General features: G+C 31.6%; 19 protein-coding genes. 18 read left to right on the plus strand and 1 reads right to left on the minus strand.

Annotation, left to right across the window (positions count from 1 at the left end; translation table 11 throughout):
* Positions 1-105: 105 nt before the first annotated feature.
* The 8 genes from CGC49_RS06010 to CGC49_RS06045 all read left to right on the plus strand — a co-directional run bounded on the left by CGC49_RS06010 (position 106) and on the right by CGC49_RS06045 (position 8,807).
* Positions 106-1,311 carry an ISL3 family transposase gene (locus CGC49_RS06010; RefSeq protein WP_095912110.1) on the plus strand — a complete coding sequence of 402 codons (1,206 nt, stop codon included), beginning with the start codon at positions 106-108 and terminating at the stop codon, positions 1,309-1,311.
* Positions 1,312-1,666: 355 nt separating this feature from the next.
* Positions 1,667-2,290, plus strand: a complete 624-nt coding sequence (locus CGC49_RS06015) for a hypothetical protein (RefSeq protein ID WP_231554067.1) — start codon at positions 1,667-1,669, stop codon at positions 2,288-2,290.
* A 638-nt stretch (positions 2,291-2,928) separates the two neighbouring features.
* Positions 2,929-5,118, plus strand: a complete 2,190-nt coding sequence (rnr, locus tag CGC49_RS06020; RefSeq protein WP_095912111.1) for a ribonuclease R — start codon at positions 2,929-2,931, stop codon at positions 5,116-5,118.
* A gap of 84 nt (positions 5,119-5,202) precedes the next feature.
* The gene (locus CGC49_RS06025; protein WP_095912112.1) at positions 5,203-5,610 is read left to right on the plus strand and encodes a hypothetical protein; all 408 of its coding nucleotides are present in this window, start codon (positions 5,203-5,205) and stop codon (positions 5,608-5,610) included.
* 8 nt (positions 5,611-5,618) lie between these two features.
* A complete protein-coding gene (locus CGC49_RS06030; RefSeq protein WP_095912113.1) occupies positions 5,619-6,131 on the plus strand; it encodes a PH domain-containing protein in 513 nt (170 codons plus the stop codon).
* On the plus strand, positions 6,112-7,623 hold the full coding sequence (locus CGC49_RS06035; protein WP_095912114.1) for a PH domain-containing protein: 1,512 nt from the start codon (positions 6,112-6,114) through the stop codon (positions 7,621-7,623). Before CGC49_RS06030 ends, CGC49_RS06035 begins: the two co-directional genes overlap by 20 nt.
* Before the next feature lie 144 nt (positions 7,624-7,767).
* Positions 7,768-7,968, plus strand: coding sequence for a hypothetical protein (locus CGC49_RS06040; RefSeq protein ID WP_095912115.1), 201 nt, complete (start codon positions 7,768-7,770; stop codon positions 7,966-7,968).
* 152 nt (positions 7,969-8,120) lie between these two features.
* Positions 8,121-8,807, plus strand: a complete 687-nt coding sequence (locus CGC49_RS06045) for a LysE family translocator (RefSeq protein WP_042005761.1) — start codon at positions 8,121-8,123, stop codon at positions 8,805-8,807.
* Positions 8,808-9,483: 676 nt separating this feature from the next.
* Here the strand turns inward: CGC49_RS06045 and CGC49_RS06050 are convergent.
* On the minus strand, positions 9,484-10,323 hold the full coding sequence (locus tag CGC49_RS06050; RefSeq protein WP_095912116.1) for a class I SAM-dependent methyltransferase: 840 nt from the start codon (positions 10,321-10,323) through the stop codon (positions 9,484-9,486).
* A gap of 2,274 nt (positions 10,324-12,597) precedes the next feature.
* On the opposite strand from CGC49_RS06050, the gene CGC49_RS06055 reads away from it, so the two are divergent.
* The 10 genes from CGC49_RS06055 (at position 12,598) to CGC49_RS06100 (ending at position 20,936) form a co-directional block, all read left to right on the plus strand.
* On the plus strand, positions 12,598-13,059 hold the full coding sequence (locus CGC49_RS06055) for a division/cell wall cluster transcriptional repressor MraZ (RefSeq protein WP_042010407.1): 462 nt from the start codon (positions 12,598-12,600) through the stop codon (positions 13,057-13,059).
* Positions 13,046-13,954, plus strand: a complete 909-nt coding sequence (gene rsmH / locus CGC49_RS06060) for a 16S rRNA (cytosine(1402)-N(4))-methyltransferase RsmH (protein ID WP_095912117.1) — start codon at positions 13,046-13,048, stop codon at positions 13,952-13,954. Before CGC49_RS06055 ends, rsmH begins: the two co-directional genes overlap by 14 nt.
* 6 nt (positions 13,955-13,960) lie before the next feature.
* Positions 13,961-14,290 (plus strand): FtsL-like putative cell division protein, encoded by a 330-nt coding sequence (locus CGC49_RS06065; protein WP_042344100.1) that lies wholly within the window; start codon positions 13,961-13,963, stop codon positions 14,288-14,290.
* Positions 14,291-14,458: 168 nt separating this feature from the next.
* Positions 14,459-16,477, plus strand: coding sequence for a penicillin-binding protein (locus tag CGC49_RS06070; protein ID WP_232745155.1), 2,019 nt, complete (start codon positions 14,459-14,461; stop codon positions 16,475-16,477).
* Positions 16,478-16,494: 17 nt separating this feature from the next.
* Complete coding sequence (locus CGC49_RS06075) at positions 16,495-18,033, plus strand: sulfatase-like hydrolase/transferase (protein ID WP_095912118.1); 1,539 nt, start codon at positions 16,495-16,497, stop codon at positions 18,031-18,033.
* A gap of 255 nt (positions 18,034-18,288) precedes the next feature.
* Positions 18,289-18,603 (plus strand): DUF4298 domain-containing protein, encoded by a 315-nt coding sequence (locus CGC49_RS06080; protein WP_095912119.1) that lies wholly within the window; start codon positions 18,289-18,291, stop codon positions 18,601-18,603.
* A 1-nt stretch (position 18,604) separates the two neighbouring features.
* On the plus strand, positions 18,605-19,525 hold the full coding sequence (locus CGC49_RS06085) for a hypothetical protein (protein ID WP_095912120.1): 921 nt from the start codon (positions 18,605-18,607) through the stop codon (positions 19,523-19,525).
* Positions 19,526-19,643: 118 nt separating this feature from the next.
* Complete coding sequence (locus CGC49_RS06090) at positions 19,644-20,183, plus strand: transposase (RefSeq protein WP_095912714.1); 540 nt, start codon at positions 19,644-19,646, stop codon at positions 20,181-20,183.
* 67 nt (positions 20,184-20,250) lie between these two features.
* Complete coding sequence (locus CGC49_RS11395) at positions 20,251-20,415, plus strand: YdeI/OmpD-associated family protein (RefSeq protein WP_369801117.1); 165 nt, start codon at positions 20,251-20,253, stop codon at positions 20,413-20,415.
* On the plus strand, positions 20,412-20,936 hold the full coding sequence (locus CGC49_RS06100) for an alpha/beta hydrolase (protein WP_002664580.1): 525 nt from the start codon (positions 20,412-20,414) through the stop codon (positions 20,934-20,936). The genes CGC49_RS11395 and CGC49_RS06100 overlap by 4 nt, the downstream gene beginning before the upstream one ends.
* The last annotated feature ends 22 nt before the right edge of the window (positions 20,937-20,958 follow it).

Genomic DNA, 20,958 nt, shown 5'->3' on the forward strand with positions numbered 1-20,958 from the left:
TCATGATATAAAAATAGATTTTAACTATATTTTAGTGTCACAAATATAGTTAATTCTATTTTAAGGCATTAGTAAAATTTTTATGATTAACTTTGCGAAAAAAGAATGGACTTTGTAGATTTTTTGAGAGAGATGTTAGGTATTACAGATGATTTTGCGATCACTTCGATAGTAAAAGACGAAGAAAATAAAATCATTAAAATTCACTTGAAATACCTTAATACCCATTTTGTTAAAGAAGGAAAGCGTTACAAACTGTATGATACCACCCCCGAGCGAGAGTGGCAACATTTAAATTGGTTTGACTATCGGTGTTACTTGGTTTGCAGTCTACCTCGTTACCTTTCTGAGGATGGTAAGCCTAAGGTTATCGACATCCATTTCGCACCTAAATACAAGGGATACACGCATTTATTCGCCGCCAAAGTCATAGAGACTTTACAGAAAGTAAAGGTACAAAACACCGTTGCAGAACTGATGCACACCACCCCATATGTAATAAGAAGCATTATGGAATCAGTCGTAGAAAAAGCACTTTTGGAACGAGGTGAAGTAAATGATTTAGAAGATATTAGCTTAGACGAAAAAGCATATACCTATGGGCATAAATACGCCACAATTCTTATTGATAGCGATAAAAATTGTGTAGTAGAAATGATCGAAGGTAGAAAAGAAAAAAATGTAAAAGCCTTGTTTTTCAGTGTTAATTCACAAGAAAAACAGCCCTCCCTGAAAAGGGTAAATATGGATATGTGGAAACCTTATATGAACGCCATTAAGGATATAGCTCCCCAAGCGATGATTGTACACGATAAGTTTCATCTATTCAAGAAGTTATCCGAAGCCATTGACAAGACCAGGAGAAAAGAGGTAAAAGAAACCGAATTGCTTAAAGGACAGAAATACACCGTATTAAAGAACGAAGAAAATCGCACAGAAGAGCAACAAAGAGCCTTTGAGCAAATGCTTAGTGAGAATTTACTTACGGCAAAGGCGTGGCAAATACGAGAGAATTTCAAGTATTTGTTTAGTTTAAAAGATGGTATAGCAATCAATTACGAGCTATGGAAAAATAATGCAATAAGTCAATCCATAACCGCTGTAAATGAAGTGATAAAGACCTTTGATAATCATTTACAAGGGATTATCAATGCGATAGTTACTCAAACATCCAGCGGGAAGCACGAAAATATGAATGGAAAAATACAATCCGTTATTTCAAAAGCAAGAGGATTCTTAAACTTTGAGCGTTTCAGAATAAACACCCTATTTTACTTCGGTAATCTCAAGTTTAGCTCACAAAAAAATTAGTAATGCCGATTTTAATAAAAATTCACTAAAAATAGTAATATATTAACTTTTGTTAACAAAATGCATGAACGGTTCAAAATCGTGTATGAACGGTCATTTTTTGCTAAAAAGAATTAATTTTAGATGGTTTTTAATACTGAAATTTAACTAATAATTAACGTTTATCCATTTCTTAACTTATTTCAAATACAAAAACATATATCACCAACCACTGACCACATATTCCCTAATTACTAACCACCACTCACTAAAACAACTCATCCCGTAAAAATTTTGAACGAAGCCAAAGATATGTTTAACGAAGTTTCGTAAACAAAATAAAATTTTCTAATTTTACACCAAAAATTTACAATCAATGAAATATTTTGCAACGGTGGTTTCTTTTTTGTTCCACCCGATATGGTTTCCAGCATATGGAAGTATTATTTTTTTCCTTACTACTTCCATCTATCAACCTGCTGATGAAATTAAATCCATGTGGACAATGTTGGTTTCCGTTTCTTTGGTAGCTCCCACATTAGTATATGCAATCATTTATATGTTTAATTGGATAAAATCTCCTTTCAAAATTGAAAATGAAAACAGAAAATGGATGCTCTACGGATACATAAGTATTTTATTAGTCATAGCTCTAAAAATCACCACATTAGATTCTTTTCCAATGTTGTATTTTTATATGATGCAACTCTCTATAAGCTGTTTTTTAGTAGTTTTATTACATTTTTTAAAATTTATAATTAGTATTTTCACTACCCTAATCGGCGGAATTACAGGTTTTACGGTATTTCTAAGTATTTTTTACCAAATGGATTTAACATACCTGATCATTTTATGGGTAATTATCAGTGGTTTTGTAGCCTCTTCACGTATGTACTTGACCGCACAAACACTTTTGAGTTCATTGATAGGTTGGCTTATCGGGTTTACTTCACAAATGATGTTATTTCTTCTGCTAAATAATGTGCATCATATTGATTAATAAATAGTAATTGGAAAAGAAATCTGTAAAAATGAGCCTTTCAACAGATTTTAATAGAATTGTTAGTCATTTTTCAAAAAACATTGATAATGAAAGAGCTAAAAAATTCTTAAATGTGAATAACTTTTAGAACAAAAATCAATTATAAAATTTGCTTTTTTGTACAAGTTGTATATACAGCTATACCACCAAAAAAAACAAATTTATTTGTAGAAAAAATATGCATACTTTTTCTGTAGTTATCAACAATTCTTGAGTCTAAAACTTATCAAAAAAAGGTTGTTTATTTCAAAAATGAGTTATTAACAATAATATATAAATAGCTGATTTTAAATGTAATTAAATAAATAAAAGTTGTTAATAACTATTTATAAACTACTAATACTCGAAAAAGCAAATCTTAGATATTTTATTTTTTCAGTATTTCAACAGGATAATAATAATAACCCATTTTTTTATTTTAAAAAATATTTTTTATTCTTTAAATTGAATTGTTGAAAACATCAAAAAAAATAAAATTCAGAATATGTTAAAGATAATTTCAAAATTGTAGTTTCTATTTTTATTTTTATCTTTGGAATCAATTCTGTTTGAAATACAGAACGTAATTTTATAAAGAGCAAAATTATTGATTATTTATGTCTAAACAAAAAAAGAAAACAGCTAAAGCTAAAAAACACGACCTTACAAAAGGCATCTTTTCTGTATTGGAAACCAATCAGAATGAGAGTTTTAACTACAAACAAATTGCAGCAAAATTGAACATTACCGATGCCTCAGGACGTAATCTACTCATAAAAAGATTAGTACAACTCAAAGAAAAAAAGAAAATCCTCGAAGTTGAACGCGGAAAATACAAAGCTATTCCAAGTCAGAATTACTATACAGGAATAGTGGATATTACCTCTCGTGGAAATGCCTATGTTGTTGTAGATGAGTTAGAAACAGATGTGTTTGTTCCTTCCAATATGCTTAACAAAGCTCTTCACGGAGATTTGGTGGAAGTTTATATTTTTCCTCGATTCCGAAAAGGAAATAAATTAGAAGGCGAGGTTACTAAAATTATTGAGCGTAAAAAAATGCGTTTTGTGGGCGTGGTGCAAATGCAGAAAAATTTTGCTTTCGTCTTGCCAACCGACCATCGAATGTACACTGATATTTTCGTATCGAAAAATGACATTAACGGAGCTGAAAACGGCGATAAAGTTATCGTTCGTATCGAAAAATGGGAAGGAAAATCCAATTCGCCTTTTGGGGTGATTGAGCAAATTCTCGGAAAACCTGGTGAACAATCCACCGAAATGCATTCCATTTTGGCAGAATATGGTTTGCCTTACGAGTTTCCGCACGAAGTGGAAGCCTTTGCAAAACAATTGGATACCTCCATCACAGCTGAGGAAATTGCCAAACGCCGTGATATGCGTAACGTACTGACTTTCACCATAGACCCGAAAGATGCCAAAGATTTTGACGATGCACTTTCGTTCCAAATTTTGGAAAACGGAAATTACGAAATTGGCGTACACATTGCTGACGTGTCGCATTATGTCCAAGAAGGAACTATTTTAGATGAAGAAGCCTACAATCGAGCCACTTCCGTGTATTTGGTGGATAGGGTAGTGCCGATGCTTCCCGAAGTGCTTTCTAATTTTGCGTGTTCGTTACGTCCGAATGAAGAAAAGTACACATTTTCAGCGGTTTTTGAAATGAACAAAAAAGCTGAAATTTTAAATACTTGGCTCGGAAGAACGGTTATCAAATCAGACCATCGATTAACGTACGAAGAAGCACAGGAAATTATTGAGACAGAAGGCAATAGGGAAGAGGCAATAGGCAATAGTAATGCAGAGCCTAATGCCTATTGCCTAATGCCTAATGCCTTAAAAGAATCCATTCTAATTTTCAATGATTTAGCTAAAAAATTGCGTATCAAACGAATGCGATTAGGAGCGATTTCCTTTGACAAAATTGAAGTAAAATTCCATTTAGATGAAAACGATAATCCAACGCACGTATATTTCAAAGAAAGCAAAGATGCCAACAAACTCATTGAGGAATTTATGCTTTTGGCAAACCGAAAAGTAGCCGAATTCATCGCCAAGCAGAAAAAAACTTTTGTGTATCGTGTTCACGATGAGCCTGATGACGAAAAATTGATGCAGCTCAATGGTGTGATTTCTCGTTTTGGTTATGGCATCAATATGAAGGATAGAAAGAGTATTACACATTCGTTGAATTCCCTTTTGGAAGAAGTAAAAGGCAAGAAAGAACAGAATTTGGTGGATACACTTGCCATTCGTTCTATGGCAAAAGCCTCATATTCAACAGAAAATATTGGTCATTATGGTTTGGCATTTGATTTCTATACGCATTTTACTTCGCCTATTCGTCGTTATCCTGATGTGATGGTACATCGATTATTGCAGAAATATTTGGACAATCAACCCTCTGAAAAACAGGAAGTTTACGAAACCAAATGTAAACATTCTTCACAGATGGAAAATTTGGCTTCGTCTGCCGAGCGTGATTCTATCAAATATATGCAAGTGAAATTTATGGAAAATCATAAAAATCAGCATTTTAGAGGAGTCATTTCAGGAGTTACCGAATGGGGTATTTATGTTGAAATTGTGGAAAATAAATGTGAAGGTTTAGTCAGAGCTCGAGATATTAAAGACGATTATTATATTTTTGATGAGAAACAATACGCTTTGGTTGGAGAAGTTACTAAAAATATGTATCAGCTTGGTGATGAAGTAGTTGTTCGCGTAAAAAATACGGATTTACTCAAAAAACAATTGGATTTTGAGTTGGTGGGAACAAATTAAAAAAAATTGATTAATAGCAATTGCGAGATTTTACGATAATCTCGCAATTTTTAGTATTTTCACATTAATTAAAGTTGTATTATTATGAAAACGATTGTATTACATTCTACTAAAAGTCGTATGTTTCGGTATAGAGACGGAAAAATTTTTATTGATGGAAGTTTCTATCAGAACTATTATGGTAACGAACGCAAAGTTTTTCAGGTTCCTGACCAATCAAAAACAATTTCCGTTACCATTGGTAGATTTACATCTAATGAATTTGACATTAGTAAGTTACAGGAATATAATATTAATGTTTTCAGTAAGATAAGTAATTTTTGGTGGTTTTTGTCTTCACTGATTTATCTTTTAGCAATGTTTTCGTTATTTTTTGATTTACCAAAAATTTATCGTTATATGATAATTTTAGCATTTATCCCAATAATTTTTTTGCTTTTTATTGAATTTTTTAAAAGAAAAGGGCTTGTTGTTTTAAAATCAAAAGAATAATTTATATTATGAATGATTTAGTAACTATTAACCAAATTCCTGATTATGAGCAAATACCATTAACCAATCTGCATTCTGATTATAAAAAAATAGCTCAAATGAATGCTATTATTGCTTCAGGAATTGGATTGGTACTTCTGTTAGCAATTTTTTTTGTTTTTGATGCAGTTGAAAAGTATTACGCTATTATTGGTATTCTTCTCATTTTTGTATTTGTAATTTCGTATATTTCAATAAGTTACAAGTATAAAAAATATGCTTTTCGTCAGCAAGATGCTATTTACAAAACAGGAATAATCTATCAAGCAACGCATATTGTTCCTTATGTTCGTTTGCAACATATTACCATCAAACAGGGTTGGTATGCTAAACGCTTGGGATTGGCTACTTTGTGTTTGTACACGGCTTCTTCTCACGATGGTGTTTCTATTTCTGGGTTGTCTTTGCAGGAAGCCGAGCGTTGGAAAAGTTTTTTGTTGAATCGTATAGAAGCTATTGAAAATGAATCAGATGAATTATGATTTTTCAATTCCGAATAAACTTTCACAAAAGGCTTTTTGGTTGGCTTTGGTGAAAGCTTTTTGGAGTAATTTCAAAATCTTTTGGGGAGTTTTCGCCATATTTCTTTTCAAAAAAGGGAATAATTCTGATAGTAAATTTGAAGTTTTCTTAATTTTTTCGGTTATATTTTTAGTAATCAGCATTTTAATATTTATTTTTCAGTACCTAAAGTATAAATATTTTTCATATCAAATTATTGATAATGAACTGATTATTCGTGAAGGTTGGTTAAGTAAATCGGAAACGGTGGTAAAGTTTGACAAAATTCACGAAGTACATCTAAATCAGAAGTTTATACATAAAATAGTAGGATTATACAAATTAGATATAGACACGGCAGGAAGCAACAAAGTGGAAATTTCTATCGATGGAATAGATTATCATAAAGCATTGGTTATCAAAGATATTTTAACAGAAAAAGAAACCATTTCTGAAATTCGGGAAGAAATTTCTTTGACAGAAAACACAAAGCCCAAAGAAGAATTTACTCCTCTGAAAATAAGTATTTTAACTTTGTTTAAAATCGGGATTACGCAAAATTATTTTTATACACTTTCGTTGATGTTTGCTTTTTCGTATCAGATAATTGATTTCATAACCGATACATTTTACGAAAAACGTTCTGATTTTATTGACCAATTGTCGGGATTTTCAAATGCTAATTCAACCATATTTTTTTGGATTTTTTTCTTATTTATTTTGATACTTTTCGTCATCATTTTTAATTTAATTCGTACATTATTAACGTATTATAATTATGAAATACAAATTAAAAATAACCGACTATTAGCTTCCTACGGACTTATAAATTCGCACATTGTGGCAGTTCCGCCGAAAAAAGTGCAAATGATTCATTTTCAGCAAAATTATTTTCAGCATTTGATGAATTTGTTTGAGGTACGAATTTCACAAATTGATTCTTCTGAAAATAAAGAAAAAAAGACGCAAGGTTTACTAATTCCTGGAATTAATTATTTGGAAATGAGAAAATTATTTCGATTTATATACGATAAGGATTTTCAAGAGGTAAAAGAATTTCATCGTCCGAGTTTTCGGAAAGTTGTTATCCGAGCGATGTATTTGTTTTTTGCTTTTTTTATGATTATTTTTACAATGTATTTTATTGATATATTGCGATTTACGTGGATTCCTACGCTTTTATTTTTCGTTGTTTTGTCACTCATTTATATTTCATACCGAAACGAAAAACTTTTCTTGAAAGATGATTTTATCATACTTAAAAGCGGTATTTGGGATTTGACAACCACCTATTTGCAAGTAAACAAAATACAAGAAGTAAAAATAAAACAATCGTATTTTCAAAAACGTAGAAGATTGGTTTCCATTAGGTTATCAACGGCATCGGAAAGTTTACGACTTAATTTTTATGACGAAAAATTACTTAAAAATTTGGTAAATGAATCTGTTTATAAAATTGAGTTCGTTATTTAAAAATATATGAATCAGAATTTTATAGTTTTTTTTTCAGAAATATGTATAAAAATTTTGTTATTTGAATTTTTTTGTTATAATTTTGCGAGTGTATCGTCATTTTAGATATATTCACTTGAATTTCAATAATTAATTTTTACCATTATGGAAACAAGAAATGAGTTGATAAGAAAGAAATTTGGATTGTCTTTTTTGATATTCTACTTGGCTACCTTTTTGATTTGGTTCATTTTTCCAGACCAATTGGTGGGGAATATCTATGTTTTGATGGGATATTTGGTAGGAAATTTAATTTTTCTTTACGTTTTGTATAAATACAAACGAAGTCTGAATAAAGTTGAATAATTCGAAATGGAATAGGGGAGAAGCTACAAAGTTTTTCCCTTATTTTTTTGCTTTTTCTTCTTTTTTCTTTATTTTTGTTAGTCGTTTTGTATGTTAAAATGTTTTTCCTTGATTTTCAAGGAGCTAATCAAAAATAATTCTCAAAAAATTAAATGTTTTCAGATGTATTACTTGCTTTGCCTTTGGGTGTGATATTAGCTTTTACCATTGGTCCTGTTTTCTTTGTTTTGCTGGAAACGGCTATAACTAAGGGATTTAGAGCTGCTGTAGCTTTTGATGGAGGCGTCATTTTGGCTGATATAGTTTTTATTTTGGTTGCTTATTTTACTACCAGTGGTTTGCTTCAGCGAGTGAAAGATGACCCACTTTTGTTTATTATCGGTGGGCTCATTATGATTTCCTATGGATTAATTTCTTATATAAAACTCAAAAAAGATTTTCATCAAAAAAATAAAATAGAGAGTACGGATAATAACTTGTCTATCAAGAGAGTGAATTATTTAGCTCTTTTCATGAAAGGATTTTTGTTGAATTTCATAAATATTGGTGTACTCGGTTTTTGGCTTGGAATTATCATCGTATTTGCTCCTCAATTGGATATGGATACTAATAGAATTTTAGTGTTTTTTACTTCTATTGTAGTAATTTATTTTATAATAGATATTCTTAAAATATTGATAGCAAAACAATTAAAAAATAAACTTACTGCTTTTCACATCTATAAAATTAAAAGAACGATAAGTATCATTTTATTAGTCTTTGGAGTTTTTTTGTTGGCACAAGGTATTTTTCCAGAGAGCAAAGAAAAATTAAACGAAATATTTACTGAAAATCAGTGATTTTTTAAACCACATTACTGATGTTATAAAACAAAAAATGCTGTCAAAACACTAAATTTTTGGTAGCATTTTTTCTTATTTGAAATATACTTGAAAATAATTTGTGTATTTTCAAAAAAAATGCTATCTATGCACCTCAATTACGGTACATAAAAGCGTTAGCTTACTATTCTATTTTAGGAGAATCTGGTAAATTCAACAATACATTAGGATAAGTAGCAAAAACGCTCACGCTATATGGCGTGGGCTTTTTTCTCTTATTTATATGTTATTGGCTTACCAGAGGCTTCCTAAAAATAAATAAGAGTTAAGAAAGTCCTCGCTTTTTTTATTTCATAAAGTTTTGAATTTCTTTTTTGCTATAAGCTATTGTTAGATAGAAGAACCGATGATCTGGAAAATAATGAGAGATGATAGAAATTGAAAATCCTAATTATTGCGTTCTTTAAAAAGGCTCGGAATTTTCTGAGCCTTTCTTATTTTTAAAAATCGTCTTTTTTTTTGATATGAACGAAAAATGATTAAAATTTTTATACTATAGATTTTAATTATAATAAATTCTAAAATTATAGATTTTTTCTATAAAAATCGACTTTCAGAAACCTATCAAAAATTCATTTTCTTTTAAAAGTGATATGAATATACCTTTTGTATACTGAAATGCTATAAAATAGCTTTAAAATGATTTTTTGCATTTTTTGAGTATATAAATGTGTGAAGAATACTCATTTTTGGTCATTCCGTAATAATTTGAATATAATCCATTCAAAAAACCTTTGATAAAATTTTTCTTTCCTGTTTTGTATTTTTCTGAAAGTATTGATACGTAAAAGGAATCGTAAAGCATTGGTTTTATTTTCAGCAATTCGAAGCCTTTTGCAGTGAAAATTTTTTGAATACTTGTTTTTGAGAAATGCCACAAATGGCGAGGTACGTCATATGCTGCCCAGAAATTCTTATAGTGTTTCGCATCCCATGAATTGAAATTAGGTACAGCTATTATTAAAATTCCATTTTCTTTTAGTAGTAAGTTTATAAGGTTGATTTGCTTTTCCAAATCAGGAATATGTTCTAACACATGCCAAAGAGTAACTACATCAAATGAATTTTCTTCAAATGAATCGTAGTTTTCAAATAAATTTATTCCCTTTTGCATTGCTAATTTTCGAGCTTTTTCATTAGGTTCGATGCCATCAACATTCCATTTTTTAATCTTTTTACAAGCTAAAATAAAATCTGCTGTTCCTGCACCGATATCTAATAAACGTATATTTTCGTTTTTATAATCTGAAATCACATTAATTTTACTCCGCAAGTTTATTATTTTTACATACTGATATAACTTGTCAAACCACGTTTTTTTACTATCCGTATGTGAAATATACTCTTGACTTTCGTAGTACTTAGCAAGATTTTCAGGAGTAGGGGAGGTTTTAAAAAGTTGCAATTCCGGATTGTAAATTAACTGAAATTCTTCTTCTGAAACACTGTAATCTTTGACTTTTAGAATATTCATTTTAAATTAAACCTATTAACTCACAAAGGTACTATTTATTGATTTAGAAAATATATTTTTTCTAAAAAATCTTTATATTTTATTGTATATTATTAATAATCAAATAGTTATGGTATTTTTATGTATATTTTTTAGTTTTACTATAATTCATCATAATATGTTCCACGTGGAACATTATTATTCTTTTTATTTTCTATAATAAACTAATTATATTAATTAAACTTCTTGAGAAGTACTAAAATACTGTATACTAAAAAATAGTGATTCGTTATATTGGTGCGTAGCTTTTATATATGTTTATGTAGCTATTGTTATTTCTTTACTTCTACGGAGATTGATAAAATTGCAATACTTCATTTCTAAAATTTAAAGTAGTATAGTAGATGTATTTTATTGTAAAATGTTCCACGTGGAACAATTTTATTAATTACTATTTATATAAATCAGAATATTTTATAAAATGATAAATGTATATATGTTATAAAATTCAGTTTTTTTAAAAATATAAGATATATTTTATTTAATAATTTATTCGTATTGTAATTGATTATTGTTACTTTATTAAGAAATTGTATACAGAATCAGCTTTTAAAACGGTTTGTTTTTGTATTCTTTATAAAAATCAGGTACAGTATTGTATTTTTTTTTAAAAAAAATGTTCCACGTGGAACTATTTTTTGAAATAAGATTTGATAATTCAAGAAGATGATAAATATGATTATTTCATGTTTAGATTTTGTACTAGATGGTTTTAAATCGAAATATTGAAACAAAATATTTCCGAAATTCTAAATAAAAGTGTATTTGTATTATTTGCGATTTAAAGTAATATTTTTTAAGAGCATATTATATATAAAATTTATAAATCATGAATTTTTTAAAGATTAATAATACTCCTATGCTTATATAAAATATAACGATATTTTTAAATTACAATTAATCTATCGGTTTATGTAAATAGTGATTACTATTTTAAGCTGAACTATGGGAGTTTATTTTTAGTTATTGTATAATTTATTTTCTAAAGTTACTGTAATGAAATTTATTTAAATAATTACATTTTTCTGAAAACTTCTCAATGTTTCGGCAATTTTTTAAAGGAAATAATCTTTACTAATTTTCTTTTCTTGTTAAATGTATTTTTACAAAAAATATCGACTAATAAATCCACGGAAATTTGTTCGAATACCATCATCACTACTTGTAGTGGAATATTCTTAGCATAGTATTCACTAGAAAATACTACTTCTTACTTGTAGTAGATAAATGTTTTATACATAGAGATTAAAATTTCAAGTTTAAATTATATTGTTGATTATTTATTCTTCGTTGTTATCCATGATAAGATTAATATTTTTATTTTTCCGTTTTTAAACTATTTTGAATACATAAATTTTACCCATTACGGTTTTTTTTCTCTGTTGAATTTTAAATGTATTTATAGATTTCTCAGAAATTAAAAGTAGTTTTTTTATACTTTTTATGTTTATTGAAAAATAGCAGTATTTTTAGGTTGTAGTTGATACGAAAAATCTAACTCTTGAATACTTTTTGGAGGGAAATTGGTATTTTGTTAATATTTTTCTTTTGTATGTTAAACTCTTTTTTACGAAAATAGCTATATATTTTCGTTCATGCAGGAATTTTACAAGATTATTTAATTAATTTAAATTACATTATTTTCGGTTAAATTATATTTATGAAAAATAAGATTCTTTGCTGCTGTTTTTGGTAAAAAATGGAAGTCTATTGTTTGATTTTTCAGTAAATTGCTACTTTCCTATATCATTCAAATAATAATTTTATGATATGTTTAATCTGCTGAATTTTATTAGGTTGATGTATGAAATTTATCAATTTTTAATTCGTTTACTTGAGTTATTCTTAAGCCTTAAAAGTTAACTAAGAAACATAAATTTTCCGTAAATTAAGTTTTAAACTACATAGAAATGTGAAGTTTATTTTATGTTTCTATGTGTTTTAATAACAGCTATAATTTTTTTCATGTATTCAGCCTACAACAACTCCGCTATTAATTTTCAAAACTTTAGAATCACATCCAGTTCATAAATTATTCTGCAATAAATACTGCTTAGTAGAAGAAATTTATACAGGTTTAATCGTTAAAATATTGTTTTGAGTTTTGTCAGATAATCTTATTTTTCTGTATATAAAAATCTATTTCTCAAAAACTTATCAACAAAGTGGGAAAAAGTGGTGGAATGTGGGAAAAAATTTCTATTTTTGTCGAAAAATAATTTTAAAAATATTTCGTTGAAAATTCTTATAGGGACATATGAATGTAAGATTGACGCTAAAGGACGAGTAGTATTACCAGCTCCTCTCAAAAAACAATTGGGAGATTTGGAAGTTGGTTTTGTACTGAAACGCTCCGATTTTCAGCGTTGTATTGACTTTTATACTACTGAGGAGTGGAATAATGAAATGCTAAAAATCAGAAGTTTGAACCGATATGTGAAAGAAAATGATGATTTCATCAGAAAATTTATGTCGGGAGTGAAACTTGTTGAAACTGACGCCGTTGGTAGAATATTAATTCCTAAAGATTTGCTTGATTTTGCTCAGATCAACAAAGAAATTGTCTTTTCAGCCCTTGGAAGTCGAGTTGAAATTTGGGACAAAAATGCCTACGAAAGAGCAATCGATACAACGACAGAGGATTTTTCACAATTGGCTGAGAAAGTTATGGGAGGACTTAGAAATGACAACAACTAATTCATATCACAAACCCGTCTTACTAACCGAAAGTATTGATGCACTCAATATTAAAGAAGAAGGAATCTATGTTGATGTTACCTTTGGAGGTGGTGGTCATTCGCGTGAAATTCTCAATCGTTTAGGAAAAAAAGGACGACTCTATGCTTTTGACCAAGATGAGGATGCTATTAAAAATACTATTGATGATGAACGATTTACGCTCATAAACCAAAATTTCAGATATATTGCCCGATTTTTAAAATTCTACGGAGTTAAAAAAGTAGATGGTATTTTGGGCGACTTTGGTGTGTCATCACATCAGTTTGATGTTCCGGAACGTGGATTTTCTACTCGTTTTGATGGTGTTTTGGATATGCGTATGAATCAAAATGGAGGTGTTTCAGCTCAAAATATCGTAAATGAATATGATGAAAATCAGCTGTATAGGTTGTTTTACAATTATGGCGAATTGAAAAATGCTAAGGCTATTGCCAAAGCTATTCTTGCGACACGAGTCAATACACCTATCAGAACAGGAAGTGAATTACAAGAGATTTTAAAGCCATTCTTACAGAAATTCAAGGAAAATAAAACTTTAGCACAGATTTATCAAGCTATACGCATTGAGGTAAATGAAGAAATGCAAGTTTTAGAAGATTTTTTATTACAATTACCTGATATTGTTTCAGTTGGTGGGCGTATTAGCTTCATAAGTTACCATTCATTAGAAGATAGATTGGTTAAGAGATTCATTCGTGATGGCAAATTTGATGGAGCTGCTGAGAAAGATTTTTATGGGAATACTTTCGTACCATTTAAAAAAATAGGAGGAATGATAACCCCAACCGATGAAGAAATCAAAGAAAATAATCGTGCAAGAAGTGCCAAGTTACGAATTGCCGAACGAATCTGATAACTAATGGGAAAGGCAACTAATGAAATAAAAAATTTTATTCGTGGAAAATTTTTAGTAGAGGGAAAAAATGCTATTAAAAATTGGACAGTCATTGCTTTTTTGTTTGTACTGAGCGTGATAATGATTACGAGTGCTCACAATGCCGATCGCAAGGTACACGAAATTGCACAACTTAATAGAGAGGTTAATGAATTGAAGAGCGAATTTGTTTATGTTCGGTCGAAATTGCAAAAAGTCAAGTTAGAATCAGCATTGTTGGACAAATTACGAAGTAAAGGACTTAAACAACCTGAACGCCCTCCTCACAAGATAAAAGTGATTGTAAGTAATTGATTTTTACAGATCATTCGGTATTTCGATTGCTAGTTCATGAATCTTTAAGAAAAATATAAACGAAGTTTGAAGCAATTATTGATATTTTGTTTCCATACGAAGTTTGCATGGCTAGATATGCGATCCAAGAATAGATTAGAACATTAAGAATCCTATATCCTAATAAAAATGAAAACTCAAAAAGAAAACAAAATTCGAGGACGTGCCTATATGGTGGCTTTTATGCTATTCATATTAGCTGTTGTCATATCGGTTAAACTCATAAACATTCAAATTAACGGAAAAGACTATCGAGAAGACTCCGACAAAAGGTATTTGCGTGAGGCAGATATTGAGCCTAATCAAGGAAATCTTTATTCCGATGACGGAAGTTTACTTGCAACCTCAGTGACCCGTTACGATATCCGATGGGATGCGGTGGCCTCTATCAAGAATGAGGATTTTAATAAACATATCCGAGCTTTGAGTGATTCGTTGGGAAAAATGTTTAAAAAACCAAGTTCTTACTATCAAAATTTACTCCGTAAGGAACGTAATCTAAAAAACCGTTACTTACTGATAGGTAAGAATTTAGGCTATGGAGAATACATTCGTATTAAAAAATTTCCACTTTTTAATTTAGGAGCTAACAAAGGCGGAATTATTGTTGAACCAATCATCAAACGCGAATATCCTTTAGGAGGAATTGCTCATCGGAGTATAGGATATTCACGTGTTGGGGAAGATGGATACGTCAATCGAATAGGGTTGGAGGGAGCTTATTCCAATTACCTCGTAGGTACGAAGGGCAAACGCATGGAACAAAAGATAGCAAAAGGACAATGGAAACTTGCCAGTGGGTTTAATATCATTGAGCCTAAGGATGGATATGATGTAGTTTCAACCATAAATGTTAATATTCAGGACATTGCACATCACGCTTTGCTTTCGCAACTCCAGAAATATAAAGCTCATCACGGGTGCGTGGTCGTAATGGAAGTTAGTACAGGTGAAATCAAGGCTATTTCAAATTTAGAACTAAATCCAAAAAACAATACTTATTCCGAGCGATATAATTATGCCGTAGGAGAAACACACGAACCAGGTTCCATTTTTAAGCTCATGGCAGTAGTTGCTTCCATGGAAGAAAGTGGTATAGATACAACTTATGTAGTTGATATTAAACAAGGTAAAGCAGAGTACTATAAAGAAACCGTAGAAGATTCACAAAGAAGTTTCAGAGGAAAAATCAATATAGCAAAGGCCTTTGCCATATCATCAAACGTAGGGATGACTGAAATGGTACATCATTTATTTGCTAAAAATCCGAAAGATTTCACCGATAAATTAAGTGAAATGAATTTAGACAAACCTTTGGGATTGCCTATTTTGGGTGAAGGAATACCTTACATTCCTAAGCCTAAGGATAAGAATTGGAGTGGGATATCACTCGAATGGATGTCCTTTGGTTATGGACTAAAACTTACACCTTTACAAAGTTTAACTTTTTATAATGCTATTGCTAACGAAGGTGTTATGGTACGTCCACGTCTGATTAAGGAAGTTAAAGAATGGAATAAAACCATCGAAAAATTTAATGTGGAAATTATCGATAAGCGTATTTGTTCTAAAGAAACTGCTCGAAAAACCAAAGGATTACTTGCTGATGTGGTTGAAAAATCCTACGGTACGGGGCATAAACTCTATTCTCCAAATTTTTCGATGGCAGGAAAAACGGGAACCGCCCGAAAAGATTATGGAAGTAACCAAAAGGGTAGGGGATTTAATTATATTTCATCTTTTGCAGGATTTTTTCCTGTTGATAAACCGAAGTATTCGTGTATCGTAGTTATTCATGAGCCAGACAAAAGTGTTGGATACTACGGAGCTGATGTGTCTGGGCCTGTATTCAAAAGTATTGCACAAAAAATACATACTAACTCATTGTTAATAAATACTATAGAAGACGTTCAAAATTCATCGCTTCAAACAGAAAAGGAATATGATTTGTACTACACAAAGGCTCAAAAATACAAAACAGTTATGCCTAATCTATTCGGAATGAATGCAATGGATGCTATTGCTCTTCTTGAAAATATGGGAGTTCGTGTCAAGTTGGTAGGAGAAGGAAAAGTCAGAGGGCAGTCTCTGCCAAGCGGACAAAAAATAAGAAAAAACGAAAATGTGATTTTGACATTAGGAACCTAATTTAATAGTTTATCAATATGAAAAAGCATTGGTTAAAAGTATCTTTTTTTTGTTTACTGACATTCGTTTTATCCTGTAAGTCAACTGAAAAAAAAGGAAAGACTGTTTTTCCCAACGTAATTTTAATTTACGCTGATGATTTGGGCTATGGTGATTTAAGTAGCTATGGAGGAAAAATTGCTACTCCTCACATTGATCGTTTGGCAGACCACGGAATTTTACATTGTAATGCTTACGCTGCCGCATCGACTTGTACTCCGTCTCGTTATACATTGCTCACCGGAGAATATGCTTGGAGAGAAAAAGGACGTGGAGTTATTAACGGAAATGAAAAAGCACTTATCCCAAGCGGAAGACAAACTGTGGCGAGTGTATTCAAAAAAGCAGGATATACTACTGCCGTTATCGGTAAATGGCATTTAGGATTAGGTGATGAAAATGGAATTGATTGGAACACTCAAATAAGTAACATTCCTGAGGATATTGGTTTTGATGAGAGTTTTATTATGCCTGCCACTTCCGACAGAGTTCCTTGTGTGTATGTAAGTAATGGAAAAGTTCTAAACCTCGATCCAACAGATACGTTGGCTGTAAGTTATCAGAAAAAAATAGGCAATTTACCCACAGGAAAAGAAAATCCTGAATTGTTAAAACTCAAATATTCACACGGGCATGATATGACAATTGTCAACGGAATAAGCAGAATTGGATATCAATCAGGAGGAATGAGTGCCGTTTGGAAAGATGAAAATATTGCTGATGATTTTGTACGTGAATCAAAAAAATTCATCATCAAAAATAAACAAAAACCGTTCTTTTTATACTTAGCAACAAACAACATACATGTGCCGAGAATGCCTCATCCACGTTTTCAAGGGAAAACATCACAAGGATTGCGAGGCGATGCTATTTTAGAGTTAGATGATATGGTTGGTTCTATTTCAAAAACCTTGGATAGCTTACAAATTGCTGAAAATACTATAATTATATTTTCGAGTGATAATGGAGCTGTACTTGATGATGGTTATGCAGATCAAGCCATTGAAAAGTCAGGAGAACATAATCCTTTCGGGGTTCTTAGAGGTGCAAAATACAGTGTTTACGAAGCAGGAACTCGAATCCCAATGATTGTTTCATGGAAAGGAAATATAAAAAAGCAAACCTCACAAGCTCTTGTTAGTCAGACTGATTTTATTGCATCAGTTGGAGCAATGTTAAACGTTCGAATTGATTCTAACCAAGCCTTTGATGCTAAAAACCAATGGGATTCTTGGATAGGAAAAGATAAAAAAGGACGCTCAGAAATTGTACAAGAAGCTATACAAAATACGTTGTCGATAGTTGAGGGTGATTACAAATATATAGAACCTTCAAAAAGTAAAATGAAAGTGGCTTGGCAAACGGGGATAGAAACAGGTTTTTCGGACAAACCCCAATTGTACGACCTTAAAAACGACCCAAACGAAAAGGTTAATCTTGCTGAGCAACAGCCACAATTGGTGATTGATTTAGCAAGAAAATTAGATTCTATAAAGAATCAGCATAAGGGTAAGTAAAGCAACCCTAACGTTCTTTGACATAATGGGATTTTTTAAAATATTGTAGAGGATTTTCATTGTAAAAAGTTCGTTGGGAAACGAACGCAAATTAAGTTTATACACAAAGAAATTGATTATCAAACTGCGGTTAGCGATTATCTAACCGCAGTTAATCAATTTCAAGGCTAAAAAATCATTTCCAAATCATAAAAAACTACTTCTAAAAGACACAGAAAAACAATCTTACATATTAAATGTAAAAAATAATAAGCTATGACTCCAAAACAATTACAAAACATTGCGGAAATGGAGGAAATCCTCAATAAAATAGAAGATTTCACCCCGAAAGCGGAAGAATTTCTAAAACAATGGCAGGAATTACTTCCCGAAGTTCAAAAACTCAACGCCTATTACGGAAGCGATCAATGGCAAAAAGATTATGACGCTTCCAATCGTGGTGAAATTCCCGAAGGAATCCCCCACGGAGTACTTTCCGAAGACTTCGCATACAATGCTTTGGGCGACCAATATTTCTTGGCGGTGGATTTCTTGAAATTGGTTACCAAAATTATCTCAAGAGAAGAATAGTATGAAAAAAATCCTATTACTTTCAGAAAATCACACGGACTATCATCTCGGATTTGAAGTGCAATCACCTGAAAAACAATTTATTTCGTGGGACGCTACCTACGAGGAAGTTATCGCATCGCCTTTGGTGGAATGGGACAGCCCTTTTGATTTGGATTATGAGGTGTATGAGTATTACTATTTTAAATATCCGGTGCGGGTGGGCAATTTGCTATTTTCCAAATTTGAATTTCGCATTCACAACACCCAGCGTAGGGATATAGCCGTACGAGAATACTATGCCAATGGAGACAGACAAGTAGAAAAATTTGATTTTTGGCAAGTGCATCAGCAATTAGAAAAACATTTGTCCCTCAATGAACACTACGAGGCTTACGAAAACCTCTATTCATTTTTTCAGAAAGACGAAATGACATTTCTTAGCGTTTATTACGGAGAACCTGAGCATCAATATGTGTTTTTTAACATTATCAATGCCCGTAAATATTCCGAATTAATCACTCCAATTGAAAATGAGGAGAATATACAACTTACCGATTGGGTGTTATTTCCCAAAGAATATATCGGAATAGAGACCAACTATCAAGAAAACGAAATCGTAAAACGCCGTCCACCTTTACTGACGGAAAGGTTTGGCGACCAAGCCGTATTGTGGAAAGATGAGGTGAATAAACAACTCGGGGTAAGTGTGGGTGAATTTTGCAATATTTTTCCGTTATCGAATATTAAAAAAGTGGACATTGACCGAATGCTTCCTGCCAAAGGCGGTGGTGCCGATACTCTGCGAGTGTATTACAAAAAACAAAAATACCCAACGCTAATTTTCGGTGCCAAAGAATATGATTTGGATAATTATCTACCCCAATTGGAAAAATTCTTCGGTATGCGTATTGAAGTAACAGGGTTTTATTACAATTGTTAATGGTTAATTATCAATTATTAAGGATTTTCCAATATATGTTTCGTAATATTGTAGGGGCAAATCAATATTTGCCCTATAATAAAGGCGAAAAATGTTTCGCCCCAACAATAGATTGATTATGAAAAAACACAATCCCGATAAACACAAAAGGCGTTCTATTCGTCTGAAAGGATATGATTACAGCCGTGAAGGGTTGTATTTCATCACGATTTGTTGCCAAAACAGAGCACATTATTTTGGGGAAATCATCAATGAGGAAATGCAATTAAATGAAATAGGAGAAATTGCCCAAAAATGTTGGAGAGACATTCCCAATCATTTTAAAAATGTTTTGTTGCATACATTTGTGGTGATGCCCAATCACATTCATGGCATAATAGAAATTGTAACCCCCGTAGGGGCAAATCAACATTTGCCCGATGATAATAGGGCGAAAGATATTTCGCCCCTACGGGGGACATCAAACACCATTGGTTCCATCGTGCGTGGTTTTAAAATTGGTGTAACCAAATGGGTGCGTTCCAATACAAATATCCATCAAATTTGGCAACGCAATTATTACGAACATATTATCCGAAATGAGGCATCGTATTTCAGAATTCACGAATACATCGAAAATAATCCTGCAAAATGGACAGAAGATTGTTTTCACAAATAACCCCGTAGAGCAAATCAACATTTGCCTATAATAAACAATGTAAGGGCAAAAAATATTTCGCCCCAACATATTAAAAGAAACCCCCGAGGCATATGCCGTGTTTCAAAAACTGAGTCCGTCTCACAAAAACGAGTATATCCAATGGATAAATGAAGCCCAAAAGCAAGAAACCAAAGAAAGGCGTTTGGAGAAAATGATAATTATGTTACTAAACAAAAAGGAAAACCAATGAAAAAACTCATCGTTATTTCGGATTTATGGGGTGTAAAACAATCACAATGGTGGCAATATTACACCGAAACCTTATCCAAACATTTTGAGGTTATCTTTTATGACGCTTGTCAGTTAGGGCAGATAGATGTAAGTCAATATACCGAGGTGGCACTGCATCAGCAATTTATGGACGGTGGCGTTCTACAATCTGTACAAAACTTAACCCACAAAGAAAAAGAAACCTTCGCCATACTAGGTTTTAGCATAGGTGGCTACATCGCTTGGAGAGCCTTACACAGCGGATTAAAAGCCCAACATTTGGTAGCCGTATCCTCCACCCGATTGCGGTATGAAACAATACCTCCAAAAGCTCAGCTTCACCTATTTTATGGTAAAAAAGACCATCATCTGCCCAGTACTGCGTGGTATGATACAATGAAAACATCGCCATACCTGTTTGATGAGGCGTATCACAACTTTTACCAAAAAGAACATATCGCACAGCAAATCTGTGAGTACATCGAAAATAAGATGCTATAAGCCCTGATAATTCAAAGATATA

It is taken from the genome of Capnocytophaga sp. H4358, assembly GCF_002302515.1.
Lineage (GTDB): Bacteria > Bacteroidota > Bacteroidia > Flavobacteriales > Flavobacteriaceae > Capnocytophaga > Capnocytophaga canis.

What these genes read in the sequence shown, in the direction of transcription:
- CGC49_RS06010 (WP_095912110.1), top strand. Translation starts at nt 106, where the DNA reads ATGGACTTTGTAGATTTTTTGAGAGAGATGTTAGGTATTACAGATGAT.
- CGC49_RS06015 (WP_231554067.1), top strand. Translation starts at nt 1,667, where the DNA reads ATGAAATATTTTGCAACGGTGGTTTCTTTTTTGTTCCACCCGATATGG.
- rnr (WP_095912111.1), top strand. Translation starts at nt 2,929, where the DNA reads ATGTCTAAACAAAAAAAGAAAACAGCTAAAGCTAAAAAACACGACCTT.
- CGC49_RS06025 (WP_095912112.1), top strand. Translation starts at nt 5,203, where the DNA reads ATGAAAACGATTGTATTACATTCTACTAAAAGTCGTATGTTTCGGTAT.
- CGC49_RS06030 (WP_095912113.1), top strand. Translation starts at nt 5,619, where the DNA reads ATGAATGATTTAGTAACTATTAACCAAATTCCTGATTATGAGCAAATA.
- CGC49_RS06035 (WP_095912114.1), top strand. Translation starts at nt 6,112, where the DNA reads ATGAATCAGATGAATTATGATTTTTCAATTCCGAATAAACTTTCACAA.
- CGC49_RS06040 (WP_095912115.1), top strand. Translation starts at nt 7,768, where the DNA reads ATGGAAACAAGAAATGAGTTGATAAGAAAGAAATTTGGATTGTCTTTT.
- CGC49_RS06045 (WP_042005761.1), top strand. Translation starts at nt 8,121, where the DNA reads ATGTTTTCAGATGTATTACTTGCTTTGCCTTTGGGTGTGATATTAGCT.
- CGC49_RS06050 (WP_095912116.1), bottom strand. Translation starts at nt 10,323, where the DNA reads ATGAATATTCTAAAAGTCAAAGATTACAGTGTTTCAGAAGAAGAATTT.
- rsmH (WP_095912117.1), top strand. Translation starts at nt 13,046, where the DNA reads ATGACAACAACTAATTCATATCACAAACCCGTCTTACTAACCGAAAGT.
- CGC49_RS06065 (WP_042344100.1), top strand. Translation starts at nt 13,961, where the DNA reads ATGGGAAAGGCAACTAATGAAATAAAAAATTTTATTCGTGGAAAATTT.
- CGC49_RS06070 (WP_232745155.1), top strand. Translation starts at nt 14,459, where the DNA reads ATGAAAACTCAAAAAGAAAACAAAATTCGAGGACGTGCCTATATGGTG.
- CGC49_RS06075 (WP_095912118.1), top strand. Translation starts at nt 16,495, where the DNA reads ATGAAAAAGCATTGGTTAAAAGTATCTTTTTTTTGTTTACTGACATTC.
- CGC49_RS06080 (WP_095912119.1), top strand. Translation starts at nt 18,289, where the DNA reads ATGACTCCAAAACAATTACAAAACATTGCGGAAATGGAGGAAATCCTC.
- CGC49_RS06085 (WP_095912120.1), top strand. Translation starts at nt 18,605, where the DNA reads ATGAAAAAAATCCTATTACTTTCAGAAAATCACACGGACTATCATCTC.
- CGC49_RS06090 (WP_095912714.1), top strand. Translation starts at nt 19,644, where the DNA reads ATGAAAAAACACAATCCCGATAAACACAAAAGGCGTTCTATTCGTCTG.
- CGC49_RS06100 (WP_002664580.1), top strand. Translation starts at nt 20,412, where the DNA reads ATGAAAAAACTCATCGTTATTTCGGATTTATGGGGTGTAAAACAATCA.